The organism is Rhizobium sp. SYY.PMSO (assembly GCF_046840415.1).
Classification (GTDB): domain Bacteria; phylum Pseudomonadota; class Alphaproteobacteria; order Rhizobiales; family Rhizobiaceae; genus Rhizobium.
Genome location: NZ_CP177351.1, coordinates 1,038,562 through 1,053,455 on the forward strand (window position 1 = coordinate 1,038,562; position 14,894 = coordinate 1,053,455).

Sequence of the window (14,894 nt, forward strand, 5' to 3'; positions counted from 1 at the left end):
GTGATAGTCGAAAAAAAGGCTTTAACGTTCAGTAACATGGCGAGTTTGGACTACCGGAAACAAGCCCTCCGAAGGCTCCTTATCATTGGCTGCCTTCTGCTTACGCTATGCGTCAGCGTTGCACTCGACATGGCGCTCGGGCCTGCGAACTACTCGCTTCACGATGTTGCCGCCGCAATCTTCTCCCCGGCCGGCGCGGATCAGCAGCTACTCGTTGTCATGTGGCAGATCAGGATGCCCGTGGCGCTCATGGCGGTAGCGGTCGGCGCAAGCCTTTCGGCCGCGGGAGCCGAAATGCAGACGATCCTTTCCAATCCGCTCGCCAGCCCGTTTACCCTCGGCATCTCGGCGGCTGCAGGCTTCGGTGCCGCCTTGGCCCTCGTGCTCGGGGTCCAGTTCCTTCCCGGTGCGACCGAATACGTCATTCCGCTCAACGCTTTTTTGATGTCGATGGTGGCGACCTTTTTCATCTATGCGGTCTCGACCATGCGAGGGGTCGGCGTCGAGACGATCGTCCTGCTGGGAATAGCGCTGGTCTTCACCTTCAATGCACTGTTGTCGCTGCTGCAGTATGTGGCGTCGGAGCAGGCGCTTGCCGCGGTCGTTTTCTGGACGATGGGAAGCTTCGCGAAGACGAGCTGGACGAAGCTCGGCGTCGTCGCCGGGGTCGTCGTCCTTGTCACCCCCATTTTCATGAGGAACGCGTGGGCCCTGACGGCGCTCCGGCTCGGTGACGACAAGGCGGCGAGCATGGGGGTGAAGGTCCGGCAACTTCGCCTGCAAACCATGCTTCTGGTCGGGCTTCTCGCCTCGATACCCGTTTCCTTCGTAGGCACGATCGGCTTCGTCGGACTGGTCGGTCCCCATATTGCGCGAATGCTCGTCGGCGAGGACCAGCGCTTTTTCCTGCCGACGTCGCTGATGTGCGGGGCGCTGCTGCTATCGCTGAGTTCCGTGCTCAGCAAATCCCTGGTTCCGGGCGCCGTGCTGCCGATCGGCATCATCACCGCACTCGTCGGCGTGCCCTTCTTCTTCGTGTTGATCTTTGGCGCGCGGAGAAGACGATGGTAACGTTGAGCCTGCATAAGGTCGGCGCGTCCTATGGCAGGAGGCAGGTGCTGGCCGATATCTCGATCGAGAATATCGAACCGGGAACCTTGACCGCCGTCATAGGTCCGAATGCGGCGGGAAAATCGACCCTGTTCAAGCGGATCGCCGGCCTTCTCGGCGGCTCCGGCGCCGTCAGCCTGTCGGACGCCCGTAGCGATGCCATTCGCTATATGCCGCAGGATACAGGCACCGACGCCGCGCTGAGCGTGCATGAGGCGGTGCTCATCTCCGCAAAGCAGGGCAGCGCCCTTCGGGTATCGGATCAGGAACTTGCCGCGATAGACGCGATGCTGACGATGTTGCGGATCGACGATCTGGCGTCGCGCCGGCTGGCGGAGCTTTCCGGCGGGCAGCGGCAACTCGTGGCGCTCGCCCAGGCTCTGGTCAGACGCCCCAACGTCCTGCTGATGGACGAGCCGACATCGGCGCTCGACCTTCATCGTCAGGTGGAGGTTCTGGAACTGGTTGCGAATCTTGCGAGGCGGAACGGGATGATCGTGCTTCTGGCGATCCACGATCTGAACCATGCCTTCCGCTATTGCCAGAACACCATCGTAATCTCGAATGCATCGATGGTGGCAAGCGGCCCGACGGCTTCAGTGATAACGGTCGACATGCTGCGGGATGTCTACCAGGTCGATGCCCGCATCGAGCAATGCTCGAAAGGTCACTCCGTCGTACTTGTCGACGGCGCCGTCCAGGACCGATAGCAGTTCCCGGTTACACGGCGCCCGTGGAAGCGCTCTATCGATTGATTTGCTATTCGACAAATAGGCACGAAACGAAGGCGGGAGCAGCGGTCCCGGCTCAGCCGATTGCCGGCTGGAGGGTGAAACGCAAGGCCCGACAGAGCAGCGTCGGAATGATCGTCGCATGGTCCTCGTCCTCGCCGATTTCGAACGTCACACGCGCCCGCTCGCCAAAAGCGCTCTTTATTTCCTGCGAGATCTGGCGGGCATTCTCGATCATGCGCCGCTGCCTTCTCAGGTCGGCATAGTCATCGCGGTCGTTGCCGACTGATTGCCATGGCGCGAACTCTTCCTCCCAACGTCCGACACCCAGGTAAGCCGCAACGGGCGCTGGGTCGCCCTCGTAGCGCTTCAGCGCTTGCGACAACGCCGCCCGATCCCACCAGACGGATGGGCTGAGGCCGATGTAGCCGCTGAAAAGCGACGGGTGGTTCGCCAGAACGTCCAGCACGAAAAACGCCGCGAGCGAATGACCCAGCAGTATTCTCCGGTCCCGCCGCACGGAAAAATGCTGGCTGACATACGGTAGCAACTGTTGCGACAGAAAGCGGGCGAAGCTCTCGCCGCCGCCATACTTGTATCTGCTATCGGCCTGCGTGGGGTCGGCGGGAGGCCCCCGGGTGAAATCGAAGTATCGCCGCTCCGGATCATAGGCGGAGGCGTTGGGATAGCCGACGCCCACCACGATCGATGGCGGAATGCCGGTAGCGGACGGGCGCCGGCCCGCGCGTCGCACGGTTTCCGTCACCATCAGGAAATCGGCGTTGCCATCAAGGACGCAGAGAACGGGAAACCCGGAAGACGGCGGCGCCTCATCGGGGACATACACGAAAATCCGGTATTCGAGATGCGTGTCGGAGGAGAACATGGTGAACGACCGACAGCCTGCCGCAATCAGCGGCAGGCCGTCGTCGATGTCATGCTGACGCTCGTTTGCTTGCCGGGCCATGAAGATCATTCCGTCCAGTAGCTGCCCGTCAATGGCACCGCCATCAAGCCGTTCAGCGTCTGCTTTGCCGCTTCCACATCGAGATCCTTGAAAAGTGCGGGATGGGTCCATTTGGCGAGAAGGTCGAGTGCGAGGATATCCAGCGGCGAATTGAAGAGCTGCTGCGAGAGCCCGTGCACGGCTCCCGCCTTGACCGCCGGCAAATCGCGAAAGCCCGGTCTTGCGAGCAGACGATCGAGCGACTGCCTGGTCTCGTCCGGGCCAAACGCCGGGCCGATGAGCAGGCCGGCGCGTTTGGCCATGTAGGCGCCGCCGGTGGCAACATAGATGTCCGGCCGGGAGGCAACGACATATTCCAGGCTGATCTGCCCGAAAGGTTTGTTCTTGAGGATATCCCCTATGTTGCGCGCATGAACGAAGTCGAGAAACTTGCCGGCGCTGCCCGTTCCGGGGGAGTTGCAGCAGGCTTCCTGCGTGGAGGCGTGCGTTTCCATGAAGACGGCGGGGCGCTCCGTCGTGCCGGCAAGCCTTGAGCGGATCATCTCTCTTTGCTGATCGCGAAAAGCGACGACCTTTTCGGCCGCGCCGCTCCTGCCGATGGCCTGTGCCAGAATTTCGAGGCTCCTGTCGGTATTGTCGAACGGATCGCTGACGAAATCGACGAAGACGACCGGTATTCCCGCCTGCGCCAGCTGGTCGAGCTGCTGCTCGGCGGGATGGGAGTAAAGCGACAGCACGACCAGATCGGGTCTGGCCGCGAAAATCTGCTCGACAACCATGTCCTGGGCATTGCTCGTCGACCTCGGCAGGCTGTCGATCGAGGGAAACCTGGCGCGAAACGAGCCATAGAGCTCCTGGCCGAGACGGTCGACGTCATGCGGCCAGGCGGCAATCAGCCGAACGGGGTCCTCCGTCAGAAAGGAAAGAGCGACGATCATGCGCCCGTCATCGACCACGATATGGCTCGCCGGCTTCGCCAAGGTGACGGTACGGCCTTTCAAGTCGTGCAGAATGATGTCTGCCCGGGCCAAAGACGGAACGGTGAAACTTGCGACCAGCATCGCCAGTGCCACCATCCACGCGAATGTCGGTTTCATCTTGGTGTTCGGCATCGGGAGCATCGCTGTAACCATTACCATTTGTAGCTTGCGGTTGCCATCACGACACGGCCTGTCCCGTAGAAGCATTGATATGCCGATGCGCAGGCGGAAACATACTCCTTGTTGAAGAGATTGGTCGCGCTGACGGCCAGTTGCAGGCCCTTCATCTTGGGATCATAGTTGCCGAAGTCGTAGCTGATCGCGGCGTCGACCAGCGTGTAGTCCGGCACTTTCATCTGGCGGGAATTTGCCGCGTCGCCATTCGTCGATCCCATGTAGCGAACGCCTGCGCCGATGTTCAGCCCGTCGAGAACGCCGGAGCCGAATGTGTAATCCGCCCAGAGGCTGGCCATATGCTCCGGCACGCCGACGGGCGTCGTCCCGACCGTGCTGGCGACGTTGCTTTTGGAAACCTTGACGTCGGCATAAGTATAGGCTGCGCTCACATTGATATTGTCGGTGAGCGCGAATTTGGCACCAAGCTCGACGCCCTGCGAGTGGACTTCGCCGGTCTGCGTCTGGCAAACCGTGGCGCTGCAGCCGGTAAGCGTCGTGTTGGTGCTGGTATGCTGCAGATCCGTCGTCAGCACGTTTTGCTGCCGCAGGTCATAAAGGGCGACCGTGAACAGGCCGTCGAAGTTCTGCGGCTGATATTTGACGCCGACCTCGTATTGCTGCCCGGTGGTCGGCTTGAAGGCAGTCCCGCCATAGCCTGTCCCCATGGTGGGATCGAAAGATGTCGCATAGCTGGCGTAAGGGGCGATGCCGTTGTCGAACTGATAGAGCAGCCCGGCTTTCCAGGTAAAGGCCCGGTCGTCGGTGTCGGCCTGCTTTTGCGCGCCGGTCGCAAGCGTGGTCGTCGTGCTGCTGATCGAGGACCAGTCCTCCCTCCCCGCCAGCGCAAAGGTCCAGTTGTCGAGTTTCATCTGGTCCTGAATGTAAACGCCGGTCTGATGCCGGGTCTGATCTTGACGGCCCGTCAAGGCGACGTTCGGCGCAGCCTCATAGACCGGATTGAGATAATTGATATAGGTCGTCGCGCCGTTGCCATAGGTCGACTGCGCGTCGAGCAGCTGATAATCGAGCCCGATCAGGAGACGATGTTCGAGAGGACCGGTATCGAAGTCCGCTTCGGCCTGGTTGTCGATCGAAAAGGCGTTGAACCGCTCGATATAATGCGTCGACTGGCGCCCCAGGCAAAGATAGGCAACCCCGCCGCAGCTTGCGGTCGACCATGCATTGGCATTGGGAACGACTGAGTAGGCCTTGAAGTCGCTGTCATTGTGCATGAAGCGCGCATTCTGCCGGAACGTCCAGACGTCGTCGAAGTGATGCTCGAACTCGTAGCCGACGGTTTCCTGCGTGCGGCTGAAGGAGTTGTAGTTCGGGTTGCCGCTGAAGAAGTCGTAAGGGATCTGTCCGTTCGGGTTGCGCTGCAGGGTCCCAAGCGCCGGCATCCAGTTGGTGAGCGCGGCATTCGGGTCGCGCGTGTAGCTGCCGTGGACCGTGAGCGTCGTATCCTTGTCGGGGGACCATGTCACCGATGGCGCGATCGCGATGCGCTTGCTGTCGGAATGGTCGAAACCGAGATCGTATCGGCGCCCGACGCCAATGAGGCGATAGAGCAGGTCGCCGTCTTGCGTCACCGGCCCGGTGAAATCGAAGCCGGTTTCGGCGCGGCCGTCGTTTCCGAAGCGTGTGAAGACCTCGTGCGAGGCTTCCGCCTCCGGCCGCTTGCTGACGACATTGACCAGACCGCCGGGATTTCCCGATCCGTAGAGCACGGAGGCCGGACCGCGCAGAATTTCGATGCGATCCACAAAATAGGGATCGATCGACGGAATGTTGTAATTGATGCCGGCCGGAACGCGCAGTCCGTCCCAGAAGTGGATATAGTTGGCGCTTCCGCCGAAGCCGCCAAAGCCTCGCATGAAGACGCTGTCGAAGCGGTCCCCCGGACGCGAACCGGTGGATACTCCCGGCTCATAGCGCAGGGCTGTCGAAATGCTCGTCGCGCCCTGCTTCCTGATCTGCTCCTTCGTGACCACCGAGACGGATTGCGGGTTCTCGGCGATGGGAGTATTCGTCTTCGTGCCCGCACGCGCGCCCTTCGCGACCGGACCGTCGTCCTTGGCGCCGGCCGATTTGATGGTGATCGGAGCCAGAGCCGTTGGCGACGTCTGGTCTTGCGCCATCGACGTTGCGGCGTTGAAAACGAGGCTTGCCGTTCCGGCCAGCAGGCTGATGGCCATGTGTCTGTACTGCATTGATCCCTCTCGCCCCATCTTTCCGAATTTCAGGTCTTGACCGGATAAAGATGATGGAAAAACTCATGTTTTTCCTTTATACGAATCCGGACGCGATTGACCACGCCGAACCTGTTTGCAAAACCCCCAATCTTGTTTGCATTTCGTCAATCCGGCGGCTGGCGTTTCATGGAGTACCTTATTGCATGCACGGCAAGGTTAAGGCGGACGACTTCTTCGACCAGATGCGGCAGCAGAACCAGGTCTTCCGGGTTCTGAAGTCGAATGTCGACGGTCATCAGCCTTTGCTCACGGGATCGTTCACCAGGCAGGTGATCAGGAAAGGTCTGGTGCTTCACTATTCGGATGTCACGAACCTCGTCGATCTGAAGACCGAGTCCGAGGCCTCCCCGCACCTCGGCATCAAACTGTTCTTTCGCGGTGGCGTAAGCGCCAGCATCGGAAATTGTGAAATTCCGATGCCCCGGCGGGCGGGCGGTGCGGATCGGTGGATTGCGTCTGCGACGCTGATCAATCAGGCCGAGCAGGAGTTGTTTCGCAGAAACGCGAATGCCGGCGATCGGGTCAGGAAACTGAGCATCAAGATTTTTCCCGAATGGCTGGAAGCCGGCGGCACGTTTTCCCACCCCGACGCGCAGAGCCTGCGTGCTTTCACAAGCCTGAGGCTGTCAGCCAGATCATGGAACCCCAGTGCCGCCTTTCTGGCCTTGGCCGAGCAAGCGATGCGGCCGCCCAACCTGTTACCCCACCTGCGTAATCTCTATATCGAAAGCAAGGTTCTCGGACTTGTATCCGAAGCCTTTGCCTTGCTGGGGTCCGGGCCGCAACTGGCAAGTCTGAGCGCGATCGAACAAAGGCGGCTTTCCAGAGCGGAGGATCTTCTGAAGGGGCATCCCAACCTGTCGATCGAAGCAATTGCCTCGGAATTGAATACCAGCGTCAACACGTTGCAGCGCCTGTTTCAGGCCGTCCATGGCACAACCCTGTTCAATTACATGAAGCGTCTCCGGCTGGAGAAGGCGCGTATCGCGCTCGCCGACGAAGGCCTGACGGTGGGCCAGGCCGCGCACATTGCCGGATATACCAGCTCTGCGAACTTCGCGACCGCTTTTAAAAAGCAATTCGGGTTCACCCCAAGAGACGCGCGGCAGCCAGGCTTTCCCAAACGCTAGACCGGCTCCACGTTAATTAGAACCGCTCAGCCGCTCTATCTTTTTGGTTATGCGCGATTCCGGACGGAAAACCGCTGCGCACCCTTCCTGGAATTGCTCCAATAGATTCAGATGATGCGGATTTTCGATCCATCGCTGAGCGGAATTATGGAGATCGGGGAGAGCGTCGGCGCATCAATAGCGCACTGTGCCCCGTTTCCGGCAGCAAGACCGCCCATCCCGGAATAATTCCACATAAAAAATTTTATGAAATTTCAATCGCTTGGCTGTCGGCCATATCAAGAGCGGGAGAGAAGGCGGATCATTTTTACGCGCGCAGAAACTCCTGCGTTGACAGCCATTCGTAAATCGTCCAACATACGTATACATTGTCTTTCAATGTTGGACAACACAAAAATGAAAGGCCGGACGAAAAAAATGGCTGTGCGCCCGCTTTCATCGGTTCTGAAGACTCTCGCCGCTTTTGATTGCGTCGCCCAGGCGACGGAGCCGATGCGGCTTGCCGATATCGCCCGTCAGCTTGACGAGGCGCGAGGGGCGGCTCACCAGCGCCTGGTCACGCTGGTCGAGGCTGGCTGGCTCGAACAAACCCAGGACGGGCGCTATCGGGTCAGCCTTCGGGTCGTCAGCCATGCGGCCATGGCCCTCGAACAGTCCAATCTCGGCGCCCGTTTTGCCGGCGTGCTGGAAGAAATGGTGACGCAGAGCGGCGAGACCGCGTCGCTCGCCGTTCTCGATGGCAAGGATGCCGTCATCGTTCGCCGCGTGGAGTCGCGCGGCGTGCTTCGAGCCGATCTCAAGGTCGGCGCGCATCTCAGGCTCGACCGCACGGCCTTTGGCCGCGTTCTGGCTTCGCATGCACGCCCGGAGATCGTGGAGCGACTGAAGGCACAGGGAGTGAGCCTGCCCGACGACGACATGATGTCGCTCGTCCGGGCGCGAGGCTACGCCATTTCGGAGGTCGAAGGCCCGCGCACCGTCTCAGCCGTCGCCGCGCCCATTCTGGACGCACAAGGCGAATGCATCGGTGCGCTCGCACTCTCCGGCCCGTTCCAAGGTTTTGACACTGAAAAATGCACCGGGATCGTCGTCGCCGCAGCGGCGGCCAGCTCCGGCCGCATGCGAGGAGACCAGTAAATGACTGCCCTTAGGAAACCCGCTCCGGAATCGGACGCCTACCGCATCGCGCGGCTGATGCGTTCGGCCGGCGAAATAATGGCGCCCGAGCGGCTCGCGGCGATCCAGCCGTCGCGCATCAGCGCTTCGCGCGCATTGATCAGCCAGGCGATCCGCGGCCGCTGGCAGATCCTTTGCAAGCGTTTCGAGATCGATGAAAAGGGCAACGGGGTCGCGGAGTATCGCATCGAAATCGGCGGCTGGCGTTTCAGCTTTCCCGTCTATTCCTTCGAACCCTCCCCCCACGGCCGGACAGGCCGCATCATCGGCCGCGCCTGGGACATGATGGGTGCGCTGATCGAGGGCGACATCAGCCGGGCCGACTTCGAGACCACGCGCAGCGAACTTCCCAAACTCTACGAGGGCCGTGCCACGCCCGGCACGCTGATATGGTGCCGTTCCAACCGCAGCGGCCGCTTTTTCGAGAGCGCACGGCAGGCGCTGTCGGCGGGCCGCCAGCCCGACGTCGCCGAGCTGGCCCAGACCTGCTACCTCATGCGCAACACCGGCCTCGACGGCAACGGCACCTTCGGCACCAAGACCTTCCTCGCCTACGAGGGCGATCATCCGCTGCGCTGGTCGCTCGCCGCGCAAATGCTGTGCGCCTACATGATGCGCGTCTTTGCGCAGGACCTCCTGCAGCATCTCGTCCGGCTGGGCTCGCCGCAGGCGCCTGACATGGCGAAGGACCTGCGGCGCTTCCTCGGCGTCGGCAACGGCTCTGCGCTGGGTCTGATGCTTTTCGTCAACAATCATCCGCGGCTGATCGAGCGCTGGCTCTTCATCCGCGAGGAGGCCATCGCCCGCGCCAAAGCCCTGATGCCGGATGATGAGGGCTCGCAGATCGCAAAGTTGCTCGGGCTCGTGGAGAAGGCGATCACCTTCCGCATGCAGGACCGCGCCGCCTACGAGAATTTCACGCGCTCGGACGTGCTGGCCGAAGAGCTGCAGGTAATCCGCCGTGCCGTGGCCGACCTCCTGCAGCGCTGGCGCGCGGGCAGCCGTTTCGAAAGCGAACCCTTCGCCGACCTCTGCGCCTCGCTCGAAGGCCGCGTCCATGCCGAGGCGATGGAAACGCTTCATTCGCTGCTGATCGAACTCGTGCCCGACGAAGCCGACGCATTGGTCGAGGGTCTCGTCATCGACGAGGAACTGACGGGCCGGCCGGAAATGCCGGTGAAGCGCCTCCGCGACCTGCTGCGCAATGACTATGCCTGGGCATTCCGTCTTCGCCTCGATATCCCGGCGACCGAACGCTATGTCTGGTACAAATCCGTGACCGCGGAAGAACCGCGCCGCGGCCTTGCCACCGAAGTCGGCGAGGATGTCGTCAATCTGGGGCTCGACCTGCCGCGCCTCATCATCGCGCTCGACCGGGACCTTGCGGCCTCCGATCCCGATTTCAGCACCGCGCGCTTCCTTCTCGCCCATCCCCAGCATCGGGCGATAGTCACCCGCGTCCAGGCGCTTGCCGGCACGCGCCTGCATTCGCCTCATGCCGACATCATGAGCGGCGCCTTCACGCCGGCCCATATCACCCGTCTGCTCAATGTCGGCATCCACGGCATCGACAAGACGCGAGACTTCCTCGACCGCAACCTGCGCGGCGTTCTGTTTCACGGCGCCCCCATTCCGGAAGACATCGCCTCCGGCCGCGCCGAAGACCTGTGGTTCTATCCTGCGGAGCCAAACCTGTGAGCACCTGCCAGTCCAATCCCGCCGCCTCCATGACCGTCAGCCTGCGCGAAATGCGCATGGTCTTCGAGCGGCTGCTTCAAGTGACGCGTATCGAAAGCGGCCTCGTGCCGTCGCTGCGCGACTGCGCGCTTTATTCCGCGGCTCTCGGCCTCGGCGGCTTTGCGCGCCTGCCCGCGACGCTCGATACGCTCGGAAAGGCCGATCCGCATGCGCTGTCGATTGACGGCCTCACCATCGACTGCGGCCATCAGCATGCCTGGCTGGCGGCTGATGCCATCATCGATGTCGCAACCGAGAGCCTCAGAACCGGCGGCGAGGGCATCGTCACCGTACGCAACGCCGCTGATATCGGCGAACTTCGGGTGGTCGAGGCGCTTGCCCAGCGCTTCGGCCTGAAGGCCACCGTCAAGATTGACGCAGCGGCCGCGACCATCGCCGTTGCCCCGGCAACGAACCCGATGGAGATCGCCCTGCTCGACACCATCCGCCGCGACGGTGTCGCGGTGGATGCGGCGCACTGGTGGACGCTTTACCACCGCTCGGCGGAAGCGCTTGCACCTGATTCCTACCTGTCGCGCCGGCATGCCGGCCCCATCATCGTGGAGGCCGACGGCAAGGTCATTGGCCGGCAGGACGAAGACGAAACCGACTTTTCTCTGCTGCTGGCCGATGCCCCGGGCATCGGTTCCGCCGCTGGCAACAATTGAGTGAAACGCCATGATCATCGATGCTCTTCAATGCGGCCATTTCAACCGCGCCTCCTTCGAGGCGTTGAAGCGCGGCGGCTACAGCGCCGTCACGCCGACGCTCGGCTTCTGGGAAGGAACGATGGAATCGCTTGATTCCCTCGCCCGCTGGCGCGACATGGAGCGCGAGAACGCCGACCTCGTACTCATTGCCCGTACGGCCGCCGATATCGAACGCGCCGAACGCGAAGGCAAGCTCGCCGTGGTGCTCGGCTACCAGAACTCCAATCTCTTCGAGGACCGCATCGCCTATGTGGAGTTCTTTGCCGAGCTTGGCGTGCGCGTCATACAGCTTACCTATAACAACCAGAACGAACTCGGCGGCTCCTGCTACGAGGAGAACGACAGCGGCCTTGCCCGCTTCGGCAAGGATGTGGTGCGTGAGATGAACCGCGTCGGCATGCTGGTCGATCTGTCCCATGTCGGCGACAGGACGACGCTCGATGCGATCGAATGGTCGGAAAAGCCCGTCGCCATCACCCATGCCAACGCTGCCTCGCTTTTCGCGCACAAGCGCAACAAGTCCGACAGGGTGATCAAGGCGCTTGCCGAACGCGGCGGCGTCATCGGCTGCGTCGCCTACCGCAATATCACGCCGGAGAGCGCCTGCGCCAGCGTCGACGGCTGGTGCGAGATGGTGGCGCGCACGGTCGACATCGCCGGCATAGACCATGTCGGCATCGGCACCGACATTTCCCACAATCATACCCAGCGCGACTACGACTGGATGCGCAAGGGCCGCTGGACGCGCTCCGTCCAGTATGGAGCGGGCTCGGCGGCAACTCCGGGCGCCGTGCCGAAGCCCGAATGGCTGCTGAAGCCGGAAAACCTCCAGGATGTGGCGCCGGCGCTCCGGCGTGTCGGCTTCAGCCAGGACGAGGCGAAGAAGATCCTCAGGGACAATTGGCTGCGCCTCTATTCGGAGGTCTTCCGCGCCGAGTGATCGATCCGCAAACGGAATCCAAGGAAAGAAGGGTCGCCGTCAGCTGGCGAGCGGCCCCGGGAACAGCAATCAACGACCGTTCGATTAAGGAGAAGAACGAATGGAAACGTTCAAGAAAGCATCGGCATATCCCCTATCACGACGCAGCGTCCTTGGCGCAGGCCTCTTCGGGGCCGCAATGCTTGCCTCGCCGTTCGTGCGTCGCGCCAGCGCCGCGGACAATGTCCTCTACGTCAACACCTGGGGCGGCGACTGGGAAGCCTCCGTCAAGAAGTTTCTCTTCGACCCCTTCACCGCCGATACCGGCGTCGAGATCCGCACGGTCTCGCCGATTTCCTTCGCAAAACTCGCGGCGCAGAAGACGACCGGTGTCTATGAATTCGACGTGACCACGCTCGGCGTCGCCGACATCGCCCGTGCGAATGCCGCCGGTCTTCTGGAAACGCTGGGCGATCATATCGATGCCACCAAGCTCTGGAAGGGCGCCATCTACGAAAACGGACTTTCCACCCACGGTTTCGCCACCCAGATCGCCTATGACAAGGCGAAATATCCGGCTGGCATAACGAGCTGGGCCGACTTCTTCAACGTCGAGAAATTTCCGGGCAATCGCAGCCTGCAACGCCACGCCGCCCGTGTCCTTGCCATTGCGCTCCTTGCCGATGGCGTTTCCCCCAGCCAGCTTTTCCCTTATGATCTCGACCGCGCCTTTGCCTCGCTCGACAAGATCAAGAACGACGTGCGCGTCTGGTGGACCGCAGGCCCGCAAGCCCGTCAGATCCTGACCGACGGCGAGGTCGACATGGCAGGCCTCTGGGACAGCGATGCCGCCGGCGCCAAGAAGGCTTCCAAGGAGCCGATCGAGATCGTCTGGGACCAGGCCGTCGTCGACCAGGCGTGCTGGGTCGTCGCCAAGGATAGCCCAAGGGCTGAAAACGGTTTCAAGCTGATCAGCCATATCGGCCAGAATGCCAAAGGCCTCGCGCAGTTCTGCATTGCCGACCAGAACGGCCCGATGAACCCGAAGGCCTTCGATTTCATACCGCCGGACGTGGCCAAGACCATGCCGACCTATCCCGATCACCTCGCCCGCGCGGTCATGCTCGACGGCGGCAAGCTGACGGCGCAGCTCGACGAACTGACCACCCGCTTCGAAAGCTGGGTCGGTCTTTGACGGAGACCTCCCGGTTCCGGACAACCGGAACCGGGAACATCCATGACAGAAGCATTCGCTGAAGCGCCCCGGCGCCATCGGCATGCAAGACCCGTTTTTTCCCGATTGCGGGAAAGGGAGCAGAAACATGAAACACAGATCGTTTTCGCCTGTTACCGAGGGGCCGATGCCGCTGATGGCCCCGGCGGCGATCTTCCTTGCGGTCTTCTTCCTGGTGCCGCTGGCCTACGTGTGCTGGATGAGCGTTTCGCAGCCTGTCCTCGGCCTGCAGAATTTCGGCCGCCTGCTGCAATCGAGCCTGTTCGCGTCCGTGCTCTACCAGACGTTCAAGACCGCATTTGTCGTCACCGCCCTCGCGCTCATCCTCGCCTATCCCCTGGCCTATGCCGCCGCCAACGGATCGAAGCGTTTCGCAACCTTCCTCCTGACGGTGATCGCCCTCTCCTTCTGGACGAGCTACCTCGTGCGCACCTATGCCTGGATGGTCATTCTCGGCAACCAGGGGCCGATCACCGCGCTGCTCGGCTGGCTCGGCTGGAGCCCCGCGCCAAAGCTGCTCTTCACCCCCTTCAGCGCAACGCTTGCCATGACCCATGCCCTCATTCCCTTCATGACCATGTCGCTGTTCTCGGTCATGAAACGCATCGATCCGCTCTATATCCGCGCCGCGGAAAACCTCGGCGCAAGTCCCTTTCGCGCCTTCCTTTCCGTCTACCTGCCGCTCTCGGCGCCGGGCATCGTCAACGGCTGCACGCTCGTCTTCATCTCCTGCCTCGGTTTCTACGTCATGCCCGTGCTTCTCGGCAGCCCGCGCGACCAGATGATCGCCGGCATTATCGGCGACCAGATCGAGCAGACGCTCGATTTTGGCCTCGGCTCGGCGATCTCGATCGTTCTCCTTGGCCTGACGCTCGCCGTCTACGCGCTCTACAACCGCTTCTTCGGCCTCGACCGGCTCTGGGCAGGAGGCAACCGATGAACCCGTTCATTCGCGCGCTCGCGCTTCTCATCGCCTTCTTCGTCGCCGCGCCGATGTTCATCGTCATTCCGATGTCCTTCAGCTCCGCTGCTTCGCTGGCCTTCCCGCCGCCGGGTTATACGCTGGCGAACTACGTCAACTTCTTCTCCGATCCGAACTGGACGCAGCCGCTGGTGAACAGCATCCTGATCGGCCTCGGCACGGTATGCGTAACGCTGTGCCTGGCGATCCCCGCTTCCTTCGCCCTTGTGCGGTACATCTTCGTCGGGCGCGCGCTGTTCAATCTTCTGATCATGCTGCCGATGATCGTGCCGACCATCGTCATGGCGCTCGGCTACTACATGTATTTCGGCCAGCTTCGCCTCGTGCAGAGCTATCTCGGGGTCATCCTCGCGCATAGTTGCATCGCCATGCCGATGTCGACGCTGATCCTGACCGCGGCACTGAAAGGTTTCGATCGCTCGGTCGAGCGGGCCGCCATGAATCTCGGCGCCTCGCCCTTCACCACTTTCCGGCTGATCACCTTCCCGATTTTACGCCCAGCCTTCACGGTCGCCGGTCTGTTCGCTTTCATCGCCTCCTTCGACGAGGCCGTGATCGCGCTTTTCATCTCCGGCCGCGACAAGGCGACCCTGCCTCGCCAGATGTTCAATGCCGTCCGCCAGGAGGCGGACCCGACGATCTCGGCTGCCTCCTCCTTCCTCTTCCTGCTGGTTCTGGCCGGCATCTGCATCTGGCTCGCGCCGCAATTCGTGCGCCGCCGGGCCGGTGCCGCGAGCCAGACCCTGGAAAACGGCGCAACCACGACCGCTGCTGCGGCATCCTGATCAG

General features: G+C 61.9%; 13 protein-coding genes. 10 read left to right on the top strand and 3 right to left on the bottom strand.

Going from position 1 to position 14,894, the window contains the following annotated elements; genetic code table 11:
- Positions 1–36: 36 nt before the first annotated feature.
- Together ACJJVH_RS31450 and ACJJVH_RS31455 are read left to right on the top strand one after the other, a co-directional pair.
- Complete coding sequence (locus ACJJVH_RS31450; RefSeq protein WP_412066416.1) at positions 37–1,071, top strand: FecCD family ABC transporter permease; 1,035 nt, start codon at positions 37–39, stop codon at positions 1,069–1,071.
- A complete protein-coding gene (locus ACJJVH_RS31455; RefSeq protein ID WP_412066417.1) occupies positions 1,065–1,820 on the top strand; it encodes an ABC transporter ATP-binding protein in 756 nt (251 codons plus the stop codon). The genes ACJJVH_RS31450 and ACJJVH_RS31455 overlap by 7 nt, the downstream gene beginning before the upstream one ends.
- A 97-nt stretch (positions 1,821–1,917) precedes the next feature.
- Here ACJJVH_RS31455 and ACJJVH_RS31460 read toward each other — a convergent pair whose 3' ends face one another.
- Genes ACJJVH_RS31460 through ACJJVH_RS31470 form a run of 3 tightly spaced genes read right to left on the bottom strand, consistent with a single transcriptional unit; the run spans position 1,918 to position 6,175 of the window.
- Entirely contained in the window at positions 1,918–2,808 is an 891-nt protein-coding gene (locus tag ACJJVH_RS31460; RefSeq protein ID WP_412066418.1) for an alpha/beta hydrolase, read from the bottom strand.
- Between the two features lie 5 nt (positions 2,809–2,813).
- Positions 2,814–3,905, bottom strand: coding sequence for an ABC transporter substrate-binding protein (locus ACJJVH_RS31465; RefSeq protein WP_412066419.1), 1,092 nt, complete (start codon positions 3,903–3,905; stop codon positions 2,814–2,816).
- A 35-nt stretch (positions 3,906–3,940) separates the two neighbouring features.
- Positions 3,941–6,175, bottom strand: a complete 2,235-nt coding sequence (locus ACJJVH_RS31470; protein ID WP_412066420.1) for a TonB-dependent siderophore receptor — start codon at positions 6,173–6,175, stop codon at positions 3,941–3,943.
- A 50-nt stretch (positions 6,176–6,225) separates the two neighbouring features.
- Between ACJJVH_RS31470 and ACJJVH_RS31475 the strand changes: the two genes are divergently transcribed.
- The 8 genes from ACJJVH_RS31475 to ACJJVH_RS31510 all read left to right on the top strand — a co-directional run bounded on the left by ACJJVH_RS31475 (position 6,226) and on the right by ACJJVH_RS31510 (position 14,890).
- On the top strand, positions 6,226–7,347 hold the full coding sequence (locus tag ACJJVH_RS31475) for a helix-turn-helix transcriptional regulator (protein ID WP_412066421.1): 1,122 nt from the start codon (positions 6,226–6,228) through the stop codon (positions 7,345–7,347).
- 417 nt (positions 7,348–7,764) lie between these two features.
- Positions 7,765–8,484: an IclR family transcriptional regulator gene (locus tag ACJJVH_RS31480; RefSeq protein WP_112802180.1), complete on the top strand. Its 720-nt coding sequence runs from the start codon at positions 7,765–7,767 to the stop codon at positions 8,482–8,484.
- Entirely contained in the window at positions 8,485–10,221 is a 1,737-nt protein-coding gene (locus ACJJVH_RS31485) for a hypothetical protein (protein ID WP_412066422.1), read from the top strand.
- On the top strand, positions 10,218–10,928 hold the full coding sequence (locus ACJJVH_RS31490) for a hypothetical protein (protein ID WP_113386277.1): 711 nt from the start codon (positions 10,218–10,220) through the stop codon (positions 10,926–10,928). The genes ACJJVH_RS31485 and ACJJVH_RS31490 overlap by 4 nt, the downstream gene beginning before the upstream one ends.
- A 10-nt stretch (positions 10,929–10,938) precedes the next feature.
- A complete protein-coding gene (locus ACJJVH_RS31495; protein ID WP_112802184.1) occupies positions 10,939–11,910 on the top strand; it encodes a dipeptidase in 972 nt (323 codons plus the stop codon).
- Positions 11,911–12,010: 100 nt separating this feature from the next.
- Positions 12,011–13,084 carry an extracellular solute-binding protein gene (locus ACJJVH_RS31500; protein WP_112802186.1) on the top strand — a complete coding sequence of 358 codons (1,074 nt, stop codon included), beginning with the start codon at positions 12,011–12,013 and terminating at the stop codon, positions 13,082–13,084.
- Positions 13,085–13,211: 127 nt separating this feature from the next.
- A complete protein-coding gene (locus ACJJVH_RS31505; protein WP_112802187.1) occupies positions 13,212–14,063 on the top strand; it encodes an ABC transporter permease in 852 nt (283 codons plus the stop codon).
- Positions 14,060–14,890: an ABC transporter permease gene (locus tag ACJJVH_RS31510; protein ID WP_113386279.1), complete on the top strand. Its 831-nt coding sequence runs from the start codon at positions 14,060–14,062 to the stop codon at positions 14,888–14,890. Before ACJJVH_RS31505 ends, ACJJVH_RS31510 begins: the two co-directional genes overlap by 4 nt.
- Positions 14,891–14,894 lie beyond the last annotated feature (4 nt).

Bases quoted from the DNA above. Each gene is read 5' to 3' on its own strand.
- ACJJVH_RS31450 (WP_412066416.1), top strand. From the start codon at position 37: ATGGCGAGTTTGGACTACCGGAAACAAGCCCTCCGAAGGCTCCTTATC.
- ACJJVH_RS31455 (WP_412066417.1), top strand. From the start codon at position 1,065: ATGGTAACGTTGAGCCTGCATAAGGTCGGCGCGTCCTATGGCAGGAGG.
- ACJJVH_RS31460 (WP_412066418.1), bottom strand. From the start codon at position 2,808: ATGGCCCGGCAAGCAAACGAGCGTCAGCATGACATCGACGACGGCCTG.
- ACJJVH_RS31465 (WP_412066419.1), bottom strand. From the start codon at position 3,905: ATGAAACCGACATTCGCGTGGATGGTGGCACTGGCGATGCTGGTCGCA.
- ACJJVH_RS31470 (WP_412066420.1), bottom strand. From the start codon at position 6,175: ATGCAGTACAGACACATGGCCATCAGCCTGCTGGCCGGAACGGCAAGC.
- ACJJVH_RS31475 (WP_412066421.1), top strand. From the start codon at position 6,226: ATGATGGAAAAACTCATGTTTTTCCTTTATACGAATCCGGACGCGATT.
- ACJJVH_RS31480 (WP_112802180.1), top strand. From the start codon at position 7,765: ATGGCTGTGCGCCCGCTTTCATCGGTTCTGAAGACTCTCGCCGCTTTT.
- ACJJVH_RS31485 (WP_412066422.1), top strand. From the start codon at position 8,485: ATGACTGCCCTTAGGAAACCCGCTCCGGAATCGGACGCCTACCGCATC.
- ACJJVH_RS31495 (WP_112802184.1), top strand. From the start codon at position 10,939: ATGATCATCGATGCTCTTCAATGCGGCCATTTCAACCGCGCCTCCTTC.
- ACJJVH_RS31500 (WP_112802186.1), top strand. From the start codon at position 12,011: ATGGAAACGTTCAAGAAAGCATCGGCATATCCCCTATCACGACGCAGC.
- ACJJVH_RS31505 (WP_112802187.1), top strand. From the start codon at position 13,212: ATGAAACACAGATCGTTTTCGCCTGTTACCGAGGGGCCGATGCCGCTG.
- ACJJVH_RS31510 (WP_113386279.1), top strand. From the start codon at position 14,060: ATGAACCCGTTCATTCGCGCGCTCGCGCTTCTCATCGCCTTCTTCGTC.